This window comes from Lentzea sp. NPDC054927, assembly GCF_053610285.1.
Genome location: NZ_JBSGXZ010000005.1, coordinates 200,906 through 220,736, shown reverse-complemented (window position 1 = coordinate 220,736; position 19,831 = coordinate 200,906). Strand labels below are relative to the sequence as shown.

Below are 19,831 nucleotides of genomic sequence, written 5' to 3'. Positions count from 1 at the left end.
TCGTCTCCTCGTAAGACGCGGCAAGCCCCGACCGCGCGAGGCAGTCGGGGCTCGTCGTTGAACCTGTGAAGTGCAGGTTACTTGTCGTGGTCCGGGTCGTCCTTCTCGGACGCCGTACCCGACTTGATCGCGGCCGCGGCGAGCTCCGAGGGAGCGGGCTTGGCGTCCTTGTGCGCGATGATCTTGCCGGTGAAGGTCACGTGACCCTCGTTCCGGATGCGCTCGATCATGTGCGGGTAGTGCAGCTCGAACGCCGGGCGCTCCGAACGGATCCGGGGCAGCTCGGTGAAGTTGTGCCGCGGCGGCGGGGACGAGGTGGCCCACTCGAGCGAGTTGCCGTAGCCCCACGGGTCGTCCACCGTCACGACCTCACCGAAGCGGTAGGACCGGAAGACGTTCCAGATGAACGGCAGCGTCGAGGCGCCCAGGATGTAGGCACCGATCGTCGAGACCATGTTCAGCGTGGTGAAGCCGTCGGACGCGAGGTAGTCGGCGTACCTGCGCGGCATGCCCTCGTTGCCCAGCCAGTGCTGGACGAGGAACGTCGCGTGGAAGCCGATGAACGTCGTCCAGAAGTGCAGCTTGCCGAGCGGCTCGTCCATGAACCGGCCGGTGATCTTCGGGAACCAGAAGTAGATGCCGGCGAAGGTCGCGAACACGATCGTGCCGTACAGCACGTAGTGGAAGTGCGCGACGACGAAGTACGTGTCAGACACGTGGAAGTCGATCGCGGGCGCGGCCAGCAGGATGCCGGACAGACCACCGAAGAGGAACGTGACGATGAAGCCGATGCTGAACAGCATGGGCGTCTCGAACGTCAGCTGGCCCTTCCACATCGTGCCGATCCAGTTGAAGAACTTCACACCGGTCGGGACAGCGATGAGGAACGTCATGAAGGCGAAGAACGGCAGCAGCACGGCGCCGGTCGCGTACATGTGGTGCGCCCACACGGCGACGGACAGGGCCGCGATGCCGAGCGTCGCGTAGACCAGGCCGTTGTAACCGAAGATCGGCTTGCGGCTGAACACCGGGAAGATCTCCGACACGATGCCGAAGAACGGCAAGGCGACGATGTAGACCTCCGGGTGCCCGAAGAACCAGAAGAGGTGCTGCCACAGGATCACGCCGCCGTTGGCGGGGTCGAACACGTGAGCGCCGAGATGCCGGTCCGCCAGCAGGCCCAGCAGGGCCGCGGTCAGGATCGGGAACGCGAGCAGCACCAGCACCGACGTCACCAGGATGTTCCAGGTGAAGATCGGCATCCGGAACATCGTCATGCCGGGCGCGCGCAGGCAGACCACGGTGGTGATCATGTTCACCGCACCGAGGATGGTGCCGAGACCGCCGATCACCAGGCCGGAGATCCACAGGTCGGCACCAGCGCCGGGCGAGTGGATGGCGCTCGACAGCGGCGTGTACGCGAACCAGCCGAAGTCAGCCGCGCCACCGGGGGTGACGAAGCCCGCCATCACGATCAGGCCACCGAAGAGGTAGAGCCAGTACGAGAAGGCGTTGAGCCGCGGGAACGCCACGTCGGGCGAGCCGATCTGCAGCGGGAGCACGAAGTTCGCGAAGCCGAAGACGATCGGGGTCGCGTACAGCAGCAGCATCACGGTGCCGTGCATCGTGAAGAGCTGGTTGAACTGTTCCTGCGAGAGGAACTGCATGCCGGGCCGGGCCAGCTCGGTCCGCATCAGCATGGCCATCGCGCCGCCGACCATGAAGAAGGCGAACGAGGTGACCAGGTACATGATGCCGATTTGCTTGTGGTCCGTGGTGCGGAACATCCGCAGCAGGAAGGACCCCTTGACCGCAGTGCGCGTCGGATAAGGACGCGTTGCGATCGGCTGCGGGGCTACGGCCGTCACGGTGCCTCCAGGCCTTGGTGGGACCAGTTCGTTCGGGAAACTCCACGGGATATTAGACGGAGCCGATCAGCTCCATTCGGGTGGGCCATGGCCGGTGGCCAGCGGCGTAGCGCACGTCACACGTATCCTGCCGCCGTGCTCCGAATGTCCGCTGTCGCCGCTGTCCTGATGTTGGCCGCCTGTGGTTCGCCCGCCACGCACAACTCGGCGGACGTCGCGTTCGCCCAGGGCATGGTGCCGCACCACGAGCAGGCCCTCGAGATGTCCGAGATGGTCGCCTCCCGCACGGAGAACCCCCACGTGATCGATCTGGCCAAGCGCATCTCGGCGGCGCAGCAGCCCGAGATCGACCGCATGAACGGCTGGCTCAAGACGTGGAGCGCGCCCGTGCAGGCGTCGTCGCACACCTCGCACGGCCACTCCGAGACGCACGGCATGGTCGAGCTGGGCAACCTGGCCGACCTCGACGGCACGGAGTTCGACCGCCAGTGGCTCTCGCTGATGATCCAGCACCACCGCGGTGCCGTGGAGATGGCGCAGAAGCACCTGACCGCCGGCACCGACCCGGAGACCCGCAAGCTCGCCCAGGAGGTCGTCAGCCACCAGGAGAAGGAGATCGCGGAAATGGAGTCGCTTCTCCCGCAGGGCTGATGCCAGCCTGAGCCGCATGACCTCAGCTGCCGTGCGCGCCGCCGTATCGCTGGCTTCCTCGCACGGCGTGGTGTGCACCGACCCGGTCGTGCTGAAAGACGGCAGCAACATCATCGTGCACCTGCGCCCGGCGCCGGTGGTCGCCCGCATCGCCGCACGCACGGCCCTGGTGCGCCCCTCCGTGGCCGATCACCTGGCCCGCGACCTGTCGGTGTCCGCGTTCCTGGCCTCCCGCGGCGTCCCGGTCGTCACGCCTTCCAGAGAGCTGCCTGCGGGGCCTCACGTGTCCGACGGGTTCGTAATGACGTTCAGCACCTACGTCCCACACGACCCCAACGTGGAGCTGAGCCGCCCGGAAGTCCTCAAGCTGCTGCCCGACCTGCACGCCGAGCTGCGCCTCTACGACGGCCCACTGCCCGAGCGCGGCCCTCTCGACGACGTCGACAACACGCTGGCGTTCCTGGAGAGCATCGGCGTTCCCGAGCTGGAGCCCTTCCGGCAACGGCGCGACGAGCTGCTGCCGGAGTGGGACGCGCACTACAACGACGTCCAGCCGCTGCACGGCGACTCGCATTACGGCAACCTGCTGATGACCGCCACCGGCCCGGTCTGGAACGACTTCGAGGACACCTGGCGCGGCCCGATCGCCTGGGACCTCGCCTGCCTTGCCGGCGCCAAAGGCAAAGAAGCCGCCCAACGCGCCGTAGAGATCTACGGCGGCGGGGCGGCTCCTTCAGACGTGGAGTTCCACGTCGAAACACGCATCCTCTTCGGCACGCTGTGGGGCGTGCTGATGGAACGTTCTTAAGCCTTACGCCTGCGCATCACGAGCATGACCGCGGCACCAGCGGCCACGAGCGCGGCACCGAGGCCGAGCAACCACGCGGACCCGAAGCCGGTCGAAGCCAGGTCGTCGGTCTCAGCGACCGGCACAGGCGCGACGGTGGTGGTCGTGGTGGTCGGCGCGACCTCGGAGGACGACGACGACGGCGAGGTGCTCGAAGTCGAGGTCGGAGTCGACGAGTGGGTCACCGTCGAAGTCGTGGTGGTGGTCGTCGTGGTCGTGGTGGTGGTCGTCGTGTCCTTGACGCCACACCCGTACCAGTGGCTGATCTGCGGGAGCTGCCCACCGTTGTTGAACGGCGACCGCAGCTTCTCCCACGGCAGCGCCGCACCGAGCTTGTCGGCGAGGTAGACGTTGAAGCTGTCCCCGCCCTTCACGACGATGCCCGTCACCTTGACGCCGTCGGGCAGGCCGGTGATGTTGAGGTACTGCTGGTTGTCGCCACCCGTGTACTCGAACAGGTTCGGGTGGATGGTCGAGCCGGTCAGTCCGCCGACCGTGCAGGCCTCGGGGTGGTTGATGTCGACGTTCTTGAGGTACGCCGTCGCACGTGGGTCGTCGGTGACCGGCGCGTCCGGCTGAGCCAGCGACGTGGTCGCCAGGGCGAGCGTGGCCACAGCAGCCATGGCGGCCGAGGCGAGCAGGCCGGATCTTCTCAGGGGCGTCAGGTGCATCGGGTTACTCCGTGAGGGTTGGCGGATGCGGCGATCTAAGACGATCGACGTCCCCCGAACGGTCTAGATGACGATCAACTTCGGCCTTGTGGCCGAGTTGTTACCCGTCCGTGAGGTCGCATCCCCAAACGACCAAACGCCGAAGGGGCCGGCGAACCGGCCCCTTCGGCAACACAAAAGCAACGGTCAGTCGTTCTGCTCGACCTCGGAGGGCCGGACGAACACCGTGCCACCGTTCGGCATGCGCCGGAACCAGTCAACGGGGGTGACCGGCTGGCCGATCACCGGGCCCACCCCGGTGGGGAGGTGGGGAACAGGAACGCCGACGCCTTGGGGGGACTGAGGCAGGCGAAGAGGCTGGTTCGGGGTGGTCATGGTTCCTTCTCGACGTGGGGAGTCCGAGAACGCACAACAGCCGGAGCATTCTGCGCGAGCCCCACAGCACGGCGTCGACGACTTGCTGATTCCCGGATGCCTGAAAGTACGAGCTCGAACCGATGGAGATTGATCAATATCGTGACGCGCCGACCACGAGTGCGACCTGGGCGCGCGTCGAGAGCAGACGATAGCGATCCAGGCGAACTCATGTGCAACTGGCGGGCCAGCAGGCATCCCGGCAAGCCGGGATGCGGCAGTCTACATCGGACTGCGCCAATCACCGCACAGTACAAGCGTTCCGGAAACACTTCTGCCAAGCTGCCTCAAGTATAGGTAATTTCAATCCGGCAGCTGCAAAAAGCATGAAGACTTCCGCGTTCAGGAAAGTCGCGTGTAGACGGTGCCGCCATTTGGCATACGCCGGAACCAGTCCACCGGAACCACTGGACGTTGCACGGGCGCACCCGTAAGGGGGACGGGAAACCGCACGACAGCGCCCGTTCTGGAACCCGTCAGGCGTGCCGGCCGGGTTGGTTTGATCATCAGATTCCCCCAGAAGTGGAGCCGGCGCTCATGGCGTCGGCTCGATGATCGACGCCGCCTCGAGGGAGTCGAGTGCGACGGTGAGACGGTGGGCGGCGGAGCCGGACTCCGCTCCCCAGTCCTGCGCGGCGGTCTCCAGCACGGGGTCGAACGACGTGGTTCGCCCGTCGCCGAGCAGCGCCAGCACCCAGCCGGCGTCGGCGTCGAGCCAGTAGATCGCCGTCGGGTGCGCCGTCCGGCCCACCACCGAGCGCCCGGAGGCAGAGCGCTCGAACCGCACGTCCGGGAGCAGGCGGAACCGGCGGTTCCGGCGGATCGCCGGGCCCCGGCCCCGATCGGTGGGCCCGGCGCCGGTCCGCTGACCGGTGAGCGCCCCCAGCAGCCACCGCGCGTCCAGACGCAGGTCGTCCTCGTGGGAGATCAGCCAGCCGCCGATCTCGTCGGCCCGCTCCCGCGCCTTGGGCAGCAGGGAGAACGGGCCGAGCGGTTCGTCACCGCACGAATCGGAGAACTGGGCGAGACAGCTGTAGGCGTGCCAGGCGGCGAACGTCTGCTCGAGCGGCCAGCGCGCGTGCGACCACGAGGTTTCGAAGAAGTCCGCCTCCTCGGCGTGCGCGTCGAGGAACTCCCTGGTGATGGCCAGGTCGAAGAACTTCTCGTGCGCGCCCTCGTGCACGAGCGCCTCGGCCACCTCCATCGGGGTGGCGGGCTCGTCGATCAGCACGATGCCGGGCACATAACGCGACGAGGCCGACACCACGCCGCCGGAAGTCTCGCTCTTGAGCACGGCGAGCATCGACACGTGCGCGAGCAGGTCGTCAGCCGTCTCCGGCGCCAGCCGGCGCAGCAGCCGGATCCCGTCGGCCACGATCTCCAGCGCCGCCTCGAACCGCTCCCCGTCCGCCTCGGTCAACGGCCGCGGGGACGCTCCCGGCGGGGCGATGATCCGCAACGGCGCCTCGAGCAGGTCCGCGGCCTGCGGATCCGCGGCTACCGGCAGTCCGGCGTCGCGCACGCGCAGGGCGGCGACCTGGTGCAGCCGCTGCAGATCGAGATCACCCTTGCCCGCGAGGGCCCTGCCGATCTCGTAGCGCACGATCGGATGGTCGAGGAGGTTGTCCGACAACTGCGTGCCGGGCGCGAACAGGCGGACCGCGAGGCGGTACAACGCGCGCCGCTCGTCGACCAATGTCTGTGCAGGCGCGATCGCGGCATGCAACGCATGTGCGCTCGCGGTGGGTGAACTCATCACCGAAGACCCCGTACTCACGTCCCCCGACGCCATGGAGTCACGACACCGCCCGAGCGGCGCCGTGATGACGGACAACTCTACTGACTTCATGACCTGGACTACGTGCGGGACAGGCCGAACGGACCGGTGCCCGGACCGCGAGCTTTGCGGTCCGGGCACCGTGGTTCTGTTCATCAGCGGGTTTTGCTCATTAGCTGAACATGATGCTGCTGATGTTCACGAAGCCGACGACGGCAAGCGCGACCACCGAGACGGCGATCATCATGATCACGGTGCGCCATCCGATCGCGGTGACGGCTACTGCGACGGCGGCGGCGATTCCGAGTGCACTCCCTGCGGACATCTCGTTCCCTCCCGACTAGCGAGTACGTGCTCCCAGGTGTGGGCGGTCCTGGGCGCCTCGCCTGACAACAGGATCTCGTGTTGTAGGTTGTCTGTCAACGGTCGCCAGGTTGCCAGACAAGTTGCAACCAGACTGCGATAGGCTTAAGCTGAACCAATGCCCGCCGACGACGCACATCTCGGCGAGAGCTGGTCGCTCTCGCCCGATTCGCGACGACCCCTCCCGGAACTGATCGAGCAGAAGCTCCGCGAGCAGATCATCGGGGGCACCCTCAAAGCCGGTGATCGACTCCCCACCGAACCCGAACTGGCTCGCAAACTAGATGTCGCGCGGTCGTCGTTGCGTACAGCTCTGCAGCGACTTCAACTCCAGGGCATCGTCGAGGTGCGCCGCGGCCTGGGCTGGTACGTGCGCCGCACCGATCTCGCCGCGGTCGAGGAGCACCTCGAAGGCAGGCTCGCCGCCAGGCAGTTCTCCCTCACCGACCTGCTGGAAGTGCGCATCGCACTGGAGACCACCGCGGCGAGCCTCGCCGCCGTGCGCGCCGGTGACGGCGAACTGGACGAGCTCGCCAAGCTGAACCGCCGCTACCAGCGGGCACCCGTCGACGACATGCAGGAGGTGATCGAGTCGGACGAGGAGTTCCACTCGGCGCTGATCCGCGCGTCGCACAACGAGCTGCTGGAGCAGATGTACCAGACGCTCGTGCCCGGCCTGCAGGACTGCAAGCGGCACGCGCACCCGTCCCGCGAGGTGCACAACCGTTCGGCGAACGAACACGAGCAGGTCGTCTGGTTCCTCCGCCGGCACGACGAGGTGGGTGCGAAGAGCGTGATGACCATGCACCTGCTGGGCCTGTACAACGACCTCGCCACCGACGACACGAAGCCGAAAGCGACGCTCAGCACCTACGTCGGGGTGTCGGACAACCCCATCTGGAACAAGCCCCGCTGATCCGGCGCTGGTACGGCATTGACCGAAAGGGTCTGGCGCTGACCCGAGATCACTCCCACCATGTATGGACGACCGGTGGAGTGAGGGGGCGGCGACCAGGTGGTGATAGCGCGCAGGCACAAACAAGTGCTGGCCGTCGCGATCCTGCTGTTGGCCGTCGCAGCTGCTGATCTGACCGCCGTGCTGCTGTGGCAACCCACTTCACGAAGCGTGCTGCACGACGCGTTGGTGGTGCTCTGGCCGTTGCCGGCGTTGGCGGGCTTCCTCCTCGGCGTCTACGAACTGTTCCTGCATAAGCGCCTCGTCGCGGAGATCGGGCGGATCTCCGGGCCGAGCATCGTCGAACACCTGCTGCCCTCCGAGGTGCTGCGCACGTTCCTCGCGTACGTGTACGGCCCGAACGCCGCGAACGACGACGTGGTGGCAGGTGTTCTCGGCGGCGACGGCATGCGCCCGCGCGGCGACGACCTGACGATCAGCACCGGCACCACGGTCAAGCTCGAACTGCAGGGCATCGACACCAAGACGTACCACCTCATGACGACGCAGCGGTACCAGTTCCGCAACAGCGTCCCGGCCGACCGCTTCGTCATCTTCGCCACCTCCAACGCCACCCTGCGCGACACCATCAGCGCCGCCTGCCGCTACCCGCTGTTCGAGCTCTATTTCATCCCGGACTCGTCGCTGTTCCTCGACTCCGTGGACGACCTGCGCCACTCCACCCAGATCGCCATCGACTACCTCGACCACGACGGCCAGCGCCGCTCGGCCGAACCCAGCCAGATCCCGCCGGTCGAGGTGAGGTTCGACCAGTGGAGCAACTACCTGACGTTCTTCCGCGAGTCCACCGGCCCGCTCGGCAAGCTCAGCCCGCTCGACCACATGAGCGATCTGCGGATCTTCGAGTGCGACCTCAACGGCATCGCCGACGACCACGTGGTGCGCGCCATCCGCGGCCTCACCGTCTGGTCGCGCACCTTGCAGCGCACCAACGACGGCTTCTGCTACTGGCAGTCACCCTATCCGTCCTTTGTGGACACGATCAGCTTCGACGCCACCGGCCTCGCGGTCGACCAGTCCCCCAGGCACGAGTTCCGGGTCATGCCGTTCACGTTCCGGTCGGCGACGGCTTCCGCGCAGTGGCTGGAGGCGAGCGAGCTCGACGACCTGGACGTGCGGTCGTGGTTGCTGCCGGGGCACGGGGTGGCGCTGCTGTGGCGGGAAGCGACCCGCTAAGTCAGCGGCTTCAGGTACTACCCGCGTCTGCGCGTGACCGCATCCAGCGTCAGTCGGTCGGCCGCACGTAAACCGTGCCGCATCCGTTGGGCATGCGGCGGAACCAGTCGAAACCGCGCATCGGTCGCGGTGGCCGGCACCGCAGGGCGCCTGCCGAGAGGGTGAGCGTGGTGCTGCAAGCGAGCGCAAGAACTTGCGTACACTTGCGCCATGACGCAACGGAGGCTGGCCGAGGTCGCGGCCAAGGTCGGGGTCAGCGAGGCGACGGTCAGCCGGGTGCTGAACGGCAAGCCGGGCGTCTCGGACGCCACGCGCAGTGCTGTGCTCACCGCGCTTGACGTGCTGGGATACGAGAGGCCGACCCAGCTGCGGGGCGAGCGGGCCCGGCTGGTGGGGCTGGTGCTGCCCGAGTTGCAGAACCCCATCTTCCCGGCGTTCGCGGATGTCGTGGGCAACGCGCTGGCGCAAAGGGGCTTCACGCCGGTTCTCTGCACGCGCACGGCCGGCGGCGTGACGGAGGCGGAGTACCTGGAGCTGCTGCTGGAGCAGCACGTGTCGGGGATCGTGTTCGCGGGCGGGCTGTACGCCCAGAAGGACGCCAGTCACGGGCACTACCAGCAGATGATGTCGCGCAAACTCCCTGCGGTGCTGGTCAACGCTGCTATCGACGACCTGTTGTTTCCCAGGGTGTCGTGCGATGACGCGGTGGCGGTGGAGCAGGCGTACGGGCATCTGACCTCATTGGGCCACCGGCGGATCGGGGCCGTGCTCGGGCCGCCGGATCACGTGCCGAGCCTGCGGAAGCTCGAGGCCATCACCAAGTGCGGCGGGGCGGATGTCGAGCACGCCATGTTCAGCCTGGAGGGTGGGCAGGCGGCGGCTACGAAGCTCGTGCAGCGCGGGGTCACGGCGATCATCTGCGCCAGTGACCCGCTGGCGCTGGGTGCGATAAGGGCCGTCCGGCGGGCTGGGCTGGACGTGCCGAAGGACGTGTCGATCGTCGGGTATGACGATTCCGCGTTCATGACCTGCACGGATCCGCCGCTGACGACGGTCAGGCAGCCCATCGAGGCGATGGGGCGGGCCGCGGTGGAGCTGCTGGCCAACCAGATCTCCGGCAACGCGGTGGCGCCGGACGAGTTGCTGTTCGAGCCGGAGTTGGTGGTGCGGGCGTCCAGTGCGCCGGTGAGGTAACGAAGCGCAGTCGTCTTCTTGCGAGTTTTCGTCTGGATATTGCGTTCAGATGTAACGGGGACTTATGGTCGCCGTCACATCGACGCGCTCGCGAGAAGGGCGGCCCCACCATGAAGAAGTCCGCTGCCGTGCTGCTAGGCGGTGTCCTCGTTCTGAGCACCGCCGCCTGTGGGAGCGGTTCCACGACTGAGCCCGGTGGCAAGGTCACGATCAACATCAATGGTCAGCCGCCGCAGACTCAGGCGTTCGACCGCAAGGTCTTCGACGAGGACGTCGCGGAGTTCGAGAAGCAGAACCAGGACATCGACCTCGTGCCGCACGAGGGGTTCATGGACCCGAAGACGTTCAGCGCCAAGCTCGCCGGCGGACAGCTCGAGGACGTCTTCTACGTCTACTTCACCGATCCCGCGGCGCTCATCGCCAGAAAACAGGCCGCCGACCTCACCGACTACGTCAAGGACGTCCCGCACTACGGCGACCTCAAGCAGGAGCTGAAGGACGTTTTCACGGTCGACGGCAAGGTTTACGGCCTGCCCACCGCCAACTACACGATGGGCCTGCTCTACAGCCGCACCAACTTCACCAAGGCCGGCCTGAACCCGGACCAGCCGCCGAAGACCTGGGACGAGGTGCGCGCCGCCGCCAAGAAGCTCAAGGACGCCGGCGTCACGGGGTTCGCCGAGTACAGCAAGAGCAACCAGGGCGGCTGGCACTTCACCACGTGGATGAAGTCCGTCGGCGGTGACATCGCCCGCAAGGACGGCGACACCTACAAGGCCGACTTCAACAACGACAAGGGCAAGGAAGTCCTGCGCCGGCTCAAGGAGATGCGCTGGGACGACAACTCCATGGGCGAGAAGCAGCTCCTGGAGATCGGCGACGTGCAGAACATGATGGGCGCGGGTCAGCTCGGCATGTACCTCGCCGCGCCCGACAACGTCGCCGCGATCGTCAACCAGTTCAAGGGCAAGTACGACGACTACGGCCTGGCCGCGATCCCGGACCAGAAGGGCACCCTGCTCGGCGGCGAGGGGTACATGATCAACCCCAAGGCCACGCCGGACAAGATCAAGGCCGGCCTGAAGTGGATCCAGTGGAAGTACCTGAACCCGGACCGCCTCGAGGGCAACCTGCAGAAGTACAAGGACCGCGGCCAGCCCGTCGGTCTGCCGATCCCGCCGATCGCCGACATCTGGACCGGTGAGCCGCGCAAGCAGCAGGAAGACCTGAAGTCCAAGTACGCCACCATGCCGGTCAAGAACTTCCAGGCCTATGTGGACGGTTCGGAGAAGACCAAGGGCTCGCTCGAACCGCCGCAGGCGCAGCAGGTCTACGCGATTCTCGACACCGTCGTGCAGGCCGTGCTGACGAACAAGGACGCTGACCACGCGGCGTTGCTCAAGGACGCCGAGACCAAGGTCAACGCTGTTCTGGCGCAGGTGAAGTAAGTGCGGCGTCACGTCACCGCGTACGGCTTCCTGAGTGCCGCACTGGTCGTCTTCGCGGTGTTCTCCTGGTACCCCATCGTGCGCGGGGTGGTCCTGAGCTTCCAGCAGGTCAACTTCGTCACGAGCCCCGACTGGGTGGCGTGGGAGAACTTCGAGCGGCTCTTCGCGGACCCGCTGTTCGCGGTGGCGTGGCGCAACACCTTCTACTTCACGGTTCTGGCGCTGATCCTCGGATTCGGCGTCCCGTTCCTGACCGCCGTGGTGCTCAACGAACTGCGGCACGCCAAGGGTTACTTCCGGCTCCTCGTCTACCTGCCGGTGATGCTGCCACCGGTCGTCACGGCCCTGCTGTGGAAGTGGTTCTACGACCCGGGACCAGGTCTGTTCAACTCGGTCCTGCGAGGACTCGGCCTGCCGACGTCCCAATGGCTGGATTCCAGCAGCACCAGCATGGTCAGCCTCGTCCTGGTGATCACCTGGGCGAACATGGGCTCGGCGACGCTGATCTACCTGGCCGCGCTGCAGACCATCCCCGGTGAGCTGTACGAGGCCGCGGACCTGGACGGCGCGGGCATCCTCAAGAAGATCTGGCACGTCACGATCCCGCAGACCAAGTTCGTGATCCTCATGTTGTTGCTGCTGCAGGTCGTGGCCACCATGCAGATCTTCACCGAGCCGTTCGTCATGACCGGCGGCGGCCCGGAGGAGTCCACGGTCACCGTGCTGCTCCTGCTGTACCGGTACGCCTTCTACTACAACGACTTCGGCACGGCGAGCGCGCTGAGCCTGATCCTGTTCGCCGTGCTCGGCGTCTTCTCCTTCCTGTACCTCAAGATCACCAGGAAGGCGGACGCATGAGAACTCTCACCAAGGGCACCGGCACCGTCTACTGGATCGTCCTCACCGGCACGCTGGTCCTGTTCACCGCCGCGTTCCTGCTCCCGCTGGTCTGGGTGCTGCTCGGCGCGTTCAAGCCACCGGCCGAACTCGCGCAGCAGCCCCCGACGATCCTGCCGGAGACGTGGGAGCCGAGCGCGTACGCCGACGCGTGGAACTACATGGACCTCGGCCGGTTCTTCCTCAACACGTTCGTCGTCGCGATCGGCGCGTGGGCCGTGCAGATGGCCGTGATCGTGCCCGCCGCCTACGCGCTCAGCAAGCTGAGGCCGTGGGGAGGCAACGTGATCATGGGCCTGATGCTCGCCACGCTGATGCTGCCCGCGACGGCACTGCTGGTGCCGGTGTACCTCACGCTCGTCGACCTCGACCTGCTCAACAACCCGGCGGGCATCTGGCTGCCGGCAGCGGCGAACGCGCTGAACGTCTACCTGCTCAAGCGGTTCTTCGACCAGATCCCCGAGGAACTGCTGGAGGCGGCCAGGATCGACGGCGCGAACACCTGGACGACGCTGATCAGGATCGTCCTGCCGATCTCGCGGCCCATCCTCGCCGTCGTCTCGATCTTCGCGGTCGTGGCGGCCTGGAAGGACTTCATCTGGCCGCTGCTCGTGTTCCCCGATCCGGCGAAGCAGACGCTCAGCGTTGCGCTGCAACGCTTCGCTCCGGACACCCCGATCAACCTCCTGCTCGCGGGCCTCGTGCTGGCGAGCCTGCCGATGGTGGCGCTGTTCCTGGCGTTCCAGCGGCACATCCTCGCGGGGCTCACCGCGGGCGGCGTAAAAGGCTGAAAGGACACCAGATGAGTTGGTGGCGCAACGCATCCATCTACCAGGTCTACCTGCGCAGCTTCGCGGACGGCAACGGTGACGGCATCGGCGACCTGGCCGGCCTCCGCGCCAAGCTCCAGCACATCGCGAGCCTCGGGTTCGACGCGATCTGGCTCAACCCGTGGTACCCGAGCCCCTTGGCCGACGGTGGCTACGACGTGGCCGACTACCGCGACATCGAGCCCGTGTTCGGCTCGCTCGCCGATGCCGAGAAGCTCATCGCGGACGCGCACGGGCTCGGCATCAGGATCATCATCGACCTCGTCCCGAACCACAGCAGCGACCAGCACCCGTGGTTCAAGGACGGTTTGTGGGACCGCTTCCACGTCCGCGACTCCGAAGAGATCCCGAACGACTGGCAGTCGCGGTTCGGCGGGCCTGCGTGGAGCAAGCTGCCGGACGGCCGCTGGTACCTGCACCTCTACGCCGCCGAGCAGCCGGACTTCAACTGGGAGAACCAGATCGTCCACGACGAGTTCGAGGACATCCTGCGGTTCTGGCTCGACCGCGGCGTCGACGGGTTCCGCATCGACGTGGCGGACGGGCTGGTCAAGGACTTCAGCAAGCCCGACGTCGACCTGCCCTACTCCGACCAGGACGGCGTGCACGAGATCTATCGCCGGTGGCGGCAGATCGTGGACGAGTACGACGGCGACCGCATCCTCGTCGGCGAGATGTGGCTGCCGGACCCGGTCAGGTTCGCCAGGTACCTGCGCCAGGACGAGATGCACAGCGCGTTCAACTTCGACTTCCTCTGCTGCCCGTGGAACGCCCAGGAGCTGCGCAGTGTCGTCGACAGCACACTGGCCGCGCACGAACCCGTCGGCGCGCCACCGACCTGGGTGCTCTCCAACCACGACGTCACCAGGCACGTCACCCGCTACGGCCGCGAGAAGACGGGCTTCTCCTTCGCGGACAGGCAACACGGCGCCCCGACCGACTTCGAACTGGGCACCCGCCGGGCCCGTGCGGCGATCATGCTCACGGCCGCGCTGCCCGGCGGCGTGTACGTCTACCAGGGCGAGGAACTGGGCCTCTGGGAGGTCGAGGACCTGCCGGACGAGCTGCGCGAGGACCCGGTGTGGCACCGCTCCGGCTTCACCGACCGGGGCCGCGACGGGTGCCGCGTGCCACTCCCCTGGTCCGCGGACGACGGCCCGAGCTGGTTGCCGCAGCCCGAAAGCTGGCAGCAGTTCTCGGTCGCGGCCCAGTCGGACGACCCGGACTCGATGCTCGCCCTGTACCGCGAGGTGTTCGCACAACGCCGGGCGATTGACGGCGACCTGGAATGGCTCGATCTCGGCGAGAACGTGCTGGCGTTCCGGCGCGGCGACCACACGTGCGTGGTCAACCTGTCCGACGAGCCGATCGACCTGCCGGGGGTGCCAACGTTGTCAAGCATCCCGCTGGAGGACGGCAAACTGCCGAGGGACGCGGCCGCCTGGCTGAGCCGGACCTGAGCGTGAACTGAGCTGGACCGACCGAGGGGTCGAGGGCGGTTGTGGTCGAACGTTCGACCACAACCGCTCTCGCGTTTCTGCCCAACTGGGGGCGATACGGGCAGATCGCCACCCGGTTTCGGGCGCGCCCGGTCTCGGCGACCTGCGTGAACATGCCGTTACACACGGCGAACCGGGCGAATATCGGGCAGGATCTTCTTCAGTTGTGGTGCCGACCACAGTGTTTCCAGGGTGTTTCATCTATGCACGGCCCGAACGGGCAACCCGAGAGCCGAGTGGGCAGGTGACATGCGAGCCGAGGAACGCAAGCGGCGCATCCTGGCCAGGGCCCGCGCCGACGGCCGCGTCGACGTGGTGGAGATGGCGCAGGAACTCCGCGTCGCGCCCGAAACGGTCCGGCGTGACCTGCGCGTGCTCGACGAACACGGCCTGGTCCGCCGGACGCACGGTGGCGGTGTCCCGGTCGAGAGCGCCGGCTTCGAGACAGGACTCCGGTTCCGCGCCGGATCGCACGTGCCGGAGAAGCGGCGGATCGCGAAGGCCGCCGCCGAACGGATCGACGACGCCGAGACCGTCTTCATCGACGAGGGTTACACGCCACAACTCGTCGCGGAGGCCTTGCCCACGACCAACCCGCTCACGATCATCACCGCGTCGCTGCCGACCGCGGCGGCGATGTCCGAACACCCGTCGTGCACCGTCCTGCTGCTGGGCGGTCGCGTCCGGGGCCACACACTGGCCACGGTGGACCACTGGACCACCAGGATGCTGGGCGAGATGGTCATCGACCTCGCCTACATCGGCGCCAACGGCATCTCCCGCGAGCACGGCCTGACGACGCCCGATCCGGCGGTCGGCGCGGTGAAGGCCAAGGCGCTCGGCGCGTCCCGGCGGAAGATCTTCGTCGGCACGCACACGAAGTTCGGCGTCTCGAGCTTCCACCGGTTCGCCGAGGTCTCCGATCTGGAGGCGATCGTCACCGATTCCGGCCTCTCCGCACACGAGGCCCACCGCTACACCCTTCTGGGCCCCAAGGTCATCAGAGCCTGAAGGCGTCTGCAAGTACTACCAACTCGGAGTTGGCGGTACTTGCAGACGCCAGCAAACCCCACCTTTGGGCGCCATCCCCCCTCTTTGACGCGCCCGAAAACCCTTTGAAAGGAACCGACGATGTCGTCGATTCGCACACCACTCCTCCGCACATTCGGGGCCGCCACCGCCGTGTTGCTGCTCGCGTCCGCTTGCTCGGGTGCCGGCGGCGGGGGTGGTGGCGCCGACTCGGTGAACGTCCTGATGGTCAACAACCCGCAGATGCAGGACCTGCAGAAGCTGACCGCGGACAACTTCACCAAGGACACCGGCATCAAGGTGAACTTCACCGTGCTGCCCGAGAACGACGTCCGCGACAAGATCAGCCAGGACTTCTCCAGCCAGGCCGGGCAGTACGACGTGGCGACGATCTCCAACTACGAGACGCCGATGTACGCCAAGAACGGCTGGCTCGCGCCGATGGACGACTTCGTGTCCAAGGACAGCGCGTTCGACCAGGCCGACATCCTGGAGCCGATCCGGCAGTCGCTGACCGCCGCGGACGGCAAGGTGTACGCGCAGCCGTTCTACGGCGAGTCGTCGTTCCTCATGTACCGCAAGGACATCTTCGAGGCCAAGGGCGTCACGCTGCCGGAGAAGCCGACCTGGCAGCAGGTCGCGGAGGCCGCCGCGAAGGTCGCCACGCCGGAGGTCCGCGGCATCTGCCTGCGCGGCCAGCCGGGCTGGGGCCAGGTCATGGCGCCGCTGACGACCGTCGTGAACACCTTCGGCGGCACGTGGTTCACCAAGGACTGGCAGGCGCAGGTCAACGCGCCGGAGTTCAAGGAGGCCACCAAGTTCTACGTCGACCTGGTGCGCAACTACGGTGAGGCGGGCGCTCCGCAGGCCGGGTTCGCCGAGTGCCTCAACAACATGACGCAGGGCAAGGTCGCGATGTGGTACGACGCCACGGTCGCCGCCGGTCTGCTGGAAGCCAACGACTCCCCGATCAAGGGCAAGCTCGGCTTCACCCAGGCACCCGTCGTGAAGACCGACAGCTCCGGCTGGCTCTACACCTGGGCGTTCGGCATCCAGAAGGCGTCGAAGAAGCAGGACGCGGCCTGGAAGTTCATCTCGTGGGCGTCCGGCAAGGGCTACGAAGAGCTGGTGGGCAAGAACCTCGGCTGGTCGAAGCTCCCGGACGGCAAGCGTTCCTCGACCTACCAGCGCGCCGAGTACAAGCAGTCCTCCGGTTCGTTCTCCGCGCAGGCAGAGGCCGCCATCAAGGGCGCGAAGCCGTTGAACCCCGGTGTGCAGGAACGTCCGGCGCCCGGTATCCAGTTCGTCGGCATCCCCGAGTTCACCGACCTCGGCACGCAGGTGTCGCAGCAGATCAGCTCGGCGATCGCGGGTGCGACGTCGGTGGACGACGCGCTGAACAACGGCCAGGGGCTCGCGGAGAAGGTCGCAGCCAAGTACAAGGGGCAGTGACATGGCGGTCATCACCCGGGAGCGGTCGGTCGTCGACCGGCCGCCTCCCGTCCCCCGCAAGAAGTATCCGAAGTGGGCGCGGCGGGCGCCGTTGCTGCCCGCCCTCATCTTCCTGATCATCGTCACCCAGCTGCCGTTCGTGGCGACGCTGGTCATCTCGTTCATGAAGTGGAACTCGCTCGACCCCACCAACCGCGGGTTCGCCGGGTTCGACAACTACATCAACGTGTTCACCGATCCCGACCTGCGATCGTCCATTGTGAACACGATCGTGCTGACCGCGTCCGTGGTGCTGATCAGCCTCGTCCTCGGGCTCGGGCTGGCGTTGCTGCTGGACAAGAAGTTCCGGGGCCGCGGGTTCGTGCGCACCATGCTGATCGCGCCGTTCCTCGTGGTTCCGGTGGCGGCGGCGCTGATCTGGAAGCACGTGCTCTACAACCCGGAGTACGGCCTGTTCAACGGCATCCTGAACTGGCTGGGCTTCGACGCCCAGCCGGACTGGATCAGCACCATGCCGATGAGCGCCGTGGTGCTGTCGCTGGTGTGGCAGTGGACGCCGTTCATGATGCTGATCCTGCTGGCGGGGTTGCAGAGCAAGCCGATCGAACCCGTCGAGGCGGCCACGATCGACGGCGCCTCGTCGTTCCAGATCTTCCGGTACCTGACGTTCCCGCACCTGCGGCAGTACCTGGAGCTCGGCGGATTGCTCGGCTCGATCTACATCGTGCAGAACTTCGACGCGGTCTTCACGATCACGTCCGGCGGTCTGGGCACGGCGAACCTGCCGTACATGATCTACCAGACCTTCTACCAGGCCCACGAGTACGGCGAGGCCTCCGCGGCCGGCGTGATCGTGGTCGCCGGGTCGATCGCCATCGCGACGTTCGCGCTGCGCGTGGTGTCCTCGTTGTTCAAGGAGGAGACGCGATGAGCCGGATCTGGGGTGTGCTCGCCTGGTTCGCCGGCATCGTGTTCTTCGCGCCGGTGGCCTGGATGTTCCTGACCTCGCTGCACAGCGAGACGGACGCGGCCACCAACCCGCCGTCCATCGCGGCGCCGCTGACGTTCGACGGGTACGCGGAGTTCTTCAACTCCGGCGCGTGGCCGCCGTTGATCAACTCGTTCAGCGCCTCGATCGGGTCGACGATCATCGTGCTGCTGCTGGCGATCCCGGCCGCGTACGCGTTGTCGATCAAGCCGGTCGAGAAGTGGACCGACGTCCTGTTCTTCTTCCTGTCCACCAAGATGATGCCGGTCGTCGCGGCGCTGCTGCCGATCTACCTGATCGCGCAGTTCGCCGGGATGCTCGACAACATCTCGTTCCTCACGCTGCTGTACTGCTCGATGAACCTGCCGATCGCGGTGTGGCTCATGCGGTCGTTCCTCTCCGAGGTCCCCAAGGAGATCCTCGAAGCGGCCTCGATCGACGGCGCCGGGCTGATCACGATCCTGCGCCGGGTGGTGGCGCCCATCGCGATGCCCGGCATCGCGGCGACGGCGTTGATCTGCTTCATCTTCAGCTGGAACGAGCTGCTCTTCGCACGGGTGCTGACCGGTGTCGTCGCCGGAACCGCTCCCGTGTACCTGACCGGGTTCGTCACGTCGCAGGGCCTCTTCCTGGCCAAGGTCTGCGCCGCGGCGGTCGTGGTTTCTCTGCCGGTGCTGATCGCCGGGTTCGCCGCTCAGGACAAGCTCGTCCAGGGCCTTTCGTTGGGAGCAGTCAAGTGAAAGCAGCAGTGATCACCGGCGTCGGGTCCGTCGAAGTGACCACTGTGGACGATCCTGAGTGCGGTCCGCGCCAGGTGGTCGTCGACGTGGCGGCCTGCGGGTTGTGCGGGACGGACCTGCACATCCTGCAGGGCGAGTTCGCGCCGACGCTGCCGGTCGTGCCGGGTCACGAGTTCGCCGGCACGATCGTCGAGATCGGCTCCCAGGTCAACGAGTTGAAGGTCGGCGACCGTGTGGCCGTCGACCCGTCGCTCTACTGCTACGAGTGCCGGATGTGCCGTGCGGGCAAGAACAACCTGTGCGAGCGCTGGGCCGCGATCGGCGTCACGACGGCCGGTGGTGCCGCCGAGTACGCGGTGGCACCGGTCGCGAACTGCGTGAAGCTGCCCGACCACGTGCGGACCGAGGACGCGGCGTTGATCGAACCGCTGTCATGCGCGGTGCGCGGGTACGACGTGCTGCGGTCGCAGATGGCGTCGCGGGTGCTGATCTACGGCTCGGGCACGATGGGCCTGATGATGCTGCAGCTCGGCAAGCTGACCGGCGCGTCGTCGATCGAGGTCGTGGACCTGAACCCGGACCGCCTGGAAACAGCGGTCAAGCTGGGCGTCTCCGCGGTCGCGGGGTCGGCGGACGAGCTGGACCGGCCGCAGGGCTGGGACGTCGTCATCGACGCCACCGGCAACGAGAAGGCCATCCAGGACGGCCTGGGCCGGGTCGCCAAGGGCGGCACGTTCCTCCAGTTCGGCGTCTCCGACTACTCGGCGCGCGTGACCATCGAGCCGTACAAGATCTACAACCAGGAGATCACCATCACCGGCTCGATGGCGGTGCTGCACTCGTTCGAACGGGCGGCGGATCTCTTCGCGACCGGAGTACTCGACCCCGAGATCTTCATCAGTGACAGGGTGCCGCTGAGCGACTACGCGGGGGCGTTGGACCAGTTCAAGGCCGGTAAGGGACGCAAGATCCAGGTCCTGCCGTGAGCTAGTCCGGCAATTGGGCGAAACG

The 19,831-nt window shown here is 66.8% G+C and carries 19 protein-coding genes; 14 read left to right on the top strand and 5 right to left on the bottom strand.

Annotated features, from left to right (window positions below):
* Window positions 1-77: 77 nt before the first annotated feature.
* Window positions 78-1,868 carry an aa3-type cytochrome oxidase subunit I gene (gene ctaD / locus ACWGE0_RS11080; protein ID WP_452260731.1) on the bottom strand — a complete coding sequence of 597 codons (1,791 nt, stop codon included), beginning with the start codon at window positions 1,866-1,868 and terminating at the stop codon, window positions 78-80.
* A gap of 144 nt (window positions 1,869-2,012) precedes the next feature.
* Here ctaD and ACWGE0_RS11075 point away from each other — a divergent pair, with 144 nt between their 5' ends.
* Both ACWGE0_RS11075 and ACWGE0_RS11070 read left to right on the top strand, forming a co-directional pair.
* Complete coding sequence (locus tag ACWGE0_RS11075; RefSeq protein WP_452260843.1) at window positions 2,013-2,519, top strand: DUF305 domain-containing protein; 507 nt, start codon at window positions 2,013-2,015, stop codon at window positions 2,517-2,519.
* Between the two features lie 16 nt (window positions 2,520-2,535).
* Entirely contained in the window at window positions 2,536-3,327 is a 792-nt protein-coding gene (locus ACWGE0_RS11070; protein ID WP_452260730.1) for a phosphotransferase family protein, read from the top strand.
* On the opposite strand, the gene ACWGE0_RS11065 is transcribed toward ACWGE0_RS11070, so the two are convergent.
* From ACWGE0_RS11065 to ACWGE0_RS11050, 4 genes are all read right to left on the bottom strand, one after another.
* Window positions 3,324-4,037: an LPXTG cell wall anchor domain-containing protein gene (locus tag ACWGE0_RS11065; RefSeq protein ID WP_452260729.1), complete on the bottom strand. Its 714-nt coding sequence runs from the start codon at window positions 4,035-4,037 to the stop codon at window positions 3,324-3,326. The two genes, ACWGE0_RS11070 and ACWGE0_RS11065, sit on opposite strands and share 4 nt — an antisense overlap.
* Window positions 4,038-4,223: 186 nt before the next feature.
* On the bottom strand, window positions 4,224-4,412 hold the full coding sequence (locus ACWGE0_RS11060) for a hypothetical protein (RefSeq protein ID WP_452260728.1): 189 nt from the start codon (window positions 4,410-4,412) through the stop codon (window positions 4,224-4,226).
* Between the two features lie 574 nt (window positions 4,413-4,986).
* Window positions 4,987-6,207: an aKG-HExxH-type peptide beta-hydroxylase gene (locus tag ACWGE0_RS11055; protein WP_452260727.1), complete on the bottom strand. Its 1,221-nt coding sequence runs from the start codon at window positions 6,205-6,207 to the stop codon at window positions 4,987-4,989.
* Between the two features lie 193 nt (window positions 6,208-6,400).
* Window positions 6,401-6,553 carry a hypothetical protein gene (locus tag ACWGE0_RS11050; protein WP_452260726.1) on the bottom strand — a complete coding sequence of 51 codons (153 nt, stop codon included), beginning with the start codon at window positions 6,551-6,553 and terminating at the stop codon, window positions 6,401-6,403.
* A 156-nt stretch (window positions 6,554-6,709) separates the two neighbouring features.
* On the opposite strand from ACWGE0_RS11050, the gene ACWGE0_RS11045 reads away from it, so the two are divergent.
* The 12 genes from ACWGE0_RS11045 (at window position 6,710) to ACWGE0_RS10990 (ending at window position 19,806) form a co-directional block, all read left to right on the top strand.
* Window positions 6,710-7,507: a FadR/GntR family transcriptional regulator gene (locus tag ACWGE0_RS11045; RefSeq protein ID WP_452260725.1), complete on the top strand. Its 798-nt coding sequence runs from the start codon at window positions 6,710-6,712 to the stop codon at window positions 7,505-7,507.
* A 126-nt stretch (window positions 7,508-7,633) separates the two neighbouring features.
* Window positions 7,634-8,743: a hypothetical protein gene (locus ACWGE0_RS11040; RefSeq protein ID WP_452260724.1), complete on the top strand. Its 1,110-nt coding sequence runs from the start codon at window positions 7,634-7,636 to the stop codon at window positions 8,741-8,743.
* A 210-nt stretch (window positions 8,744-8,953) separates the two neighbouring features.
* Entirely contained in the window at window positions 8,954-9,937 is a 984-nt protein-coding gene (locus tag ACWGE0_RS11035; RefSeq protein ID WP_452260723.1) for a LacI family DNA-binding transcriptional regulator, read from the top strand.
* Between the two features lie 110 nt (window positions 9,938-10,047).
* Window positions 10,048-11,385, top strand: coding sequence for an ABC transporter substrate-binding protein (locus ACWGE0_RS11030; protein ID WP_452260722.1), 1,338 nt, complete (start codon window positions 10,048-10,050; stop codon window positions 11,383-11,385).
* On the top strand, window positions 11,386-12,243 hold the full coding sequence (locus ACWGE0_RS11025; protein ID WP_452260721.1) for a carbohydrate ABC transporter permease: 858 nt from the start codon (window positions 11,386-11,388) through the stop codon (window positions 12,241-12,243).
* Window positions 12,240-13,073 (top strand): carbohydrate ABC transporter permease, encoded by an 834-nt coding sequence (locus tag ACWGE0_RS11020; RefSeq protein WP_452260720.1) that lies wholly within the window; start codon window positions 12,240-12,242, stop codon window positions 13,071-13,073. The genes ACWGE0_RS11025 and ACWGE0_RS11020 overlap by 4 nt, the downstream gene beginning before the upstream one ends.
* An 11-nt stretch (window positions 13,074-13,084) precedes the next feature.
* Window positions 13,085-14,572 (top strand): glycoside hydrolase family 13 protein, encoded by a 1,488-nt coding sequence (locus ACWGE0_RS11015; protein ID WP_452260719.1) that lies wholly within the window; start codon window positions 13,085-13,087, stop codon window positions 14,570-14,572.
* A 288-nt stretch (window positions 14,573-14,860) separates the two neighbouring features.
* Complete coding sequence (locus ACWGE0_RS11010) at window positions 14,861-15,622, top strand: DeoR/GlpR family DNA-binding transcription regulator (RefSeq protein WP_452260718.1); 762 nt, start codon at window positions 14,861-14,863, stop codon at window positions 15,620-15,622.
* Between the two features lie 120 nt (window positions 15,623-15,742).
* Window positions 15,743-17,092: an ABC transporter substrate-binding protein gene (locus tag ACWGE0_RS11005; protein WP_452260717.1), complete on the top strand. Its 1,350-nt coding sequence runs from the start codon at window positions 15,743-15,745 to the stop codon at window positions 17,090-17,092.
* A gap of 1 nt (window position 17,093) precedes the next feature.
* Window positions 17,094-18,023: a carbohydrate ABC transporter permease gene (locus tag ACWGE0_RS11000; protein WP_452260716.1), complete on the top strand. Its 930-nt coding sequence runs from the start codon at window positions 17,094-17,096 to the stop codon at window positions 18,021-18,023.
* The gene (locus ACWGE0_RS10995; protein ID WP_452260715.1) at window positions 18,020-18,820 is read left to right on the top strand and encodes a carbohydrate ABC transporter permease; all 801 of its coding nucleotides are present in this window, start codon (window positions 18,020-18,022) and stop codon (window positions 18,818-18,820) included. Before ACWGE0_RS11000 ends, ACWGE0_RS10995 begins: the two co-directional genes overlap by 4 nt.
* Entirely contained in the window at window positions 18,817-19,806 is a 990-nt protein-coding gene (locus tag ACWGE0_RS10990; protein ID WP_452260714.1) for a zinc-dependent alcohol dehydrogenase family protein, read from the top strand. The genes ACWGE0_RS10995 and ACWGE0_RS10990 overlap by 4 nt, the downstream gene beginning before the upstream one ends.
* Window positions 19,807-19,831: the final 25 nt, after the last annotated feature.

Excerpts from the sequence above, each read along its gene's own strand:
- ACWGE0_RS11075 (WP_452260843.1), top strand. The coding sequence starts at position 2,013 with ATGTCCGCTGTCGCCGCTGTCCTGATGTTGGCCGCCTGTGGTTCGCCC.
- ACWGE0_RS11070 (WP_452260730.1), top strand. The coding sequence starts at position 2,536 with ATGACCTCAGCTGCCGTGCGCGCCGCCGTATCGCTGGCTTCCTCGCAC.
- ACWGE0_RS11065 (WP_452260729.1), bottom strand. The coding sequence starts at position 4,037 with ATGCACCTGACGCCCCTGAGAAGATCCGGCCTGCTCGCCTCGGCCGCC.
- ACWGE0_RS11060 (WP_452260728.1), bottom strand. The coding sequence starts at position 4,412 with ATGACCACCCCGAACCAGCCTCTTCGCCTGCCTCAGTCCCCCCAAGGC.
- ACWGE0_RS11055 (WP_452260727.1), bottom strand. The coding sequence starts at position 6,207 with ATGAGTTCACCCACCGCGAGCGCACATGCGTTGCATGCCGCGATCGCG.
- ACWGE0_RS11050 (WP_452260726.1), bottom strand. The coding sequence starts at position 6,553 with ATGTCCGCAGGGAGTGCACTCGGAATCGCCGCCGCCGTCGCAGTAGCC.
- ACWGE0_RS11045 (WP_452260725.1), top strand. The coding sequence starts at position 6,710 with ATGCCCGCCGACGACGCACATCTCGGCGAGAGCTGGTCGCTCTCGCCC.
- ACWGE0_RS11035 (WP_452260723.1), top strand. The coding sequence starts at position 8,954 with ATGACGCAACGGAGGCTGGCCGAGGTCGCGGCCAAGGTCGGGGTCAGC.
- ACWGE0_RS11030 (WP_452260722.1), top strand. The coding sequence starts at position 10,048 with ATGAAGAAGTCCGCTGCCGTGCTGCTAGGCGGTGTCCTCGTTCTGAGC.
- ACWGE0_RS11020 (WP_452260720.1), top strand. The coding sequence starts at position 12,240 with ATGAGAACTCTCACCAAGGGCACCGGCACCGTCTACTGGATCGTCCTC.
- ACWGE0_RS11015 (WP_452260719.1), top strand. The coding sequence starts at position 13,085 with ATGAGTTGGTGGCGCAACGCATCCATCTACCAGGTCTACCTGCGCAGC.
- ACWGE0_RS11010 (WP_452260718.1), top strand. The coding sequence starts at position 14,861 with ATGCGAGCCGAGGAACGCAAGCGGCGCATCCTGGCCAGGGCCCGCGCC.
- ACWGE0_RS11005 (WP_452260717.1), top strand. The coding sequence starts at position 15,743 with ATGTCGTCGATTCGCACACCACTCCTCCGCACATTCGGGGCCGCCACC.
- ACWGE0_RS11000 (WP_452260716.1), top strand. The coding sequence starts at position 17,094 with ATGGCGGTCATCACCCGGGAGCGGTCGGTCGTCGACCGGCCGCCTCCC.
- ACWGE0_RS10995 (WP_452260715.1), top strand. The coding sequence starts at position 18,020 with ATGAGCCGGATCTGGGGTGTGCTCGCCTGGTTCGCCGGCATCGTGTTC.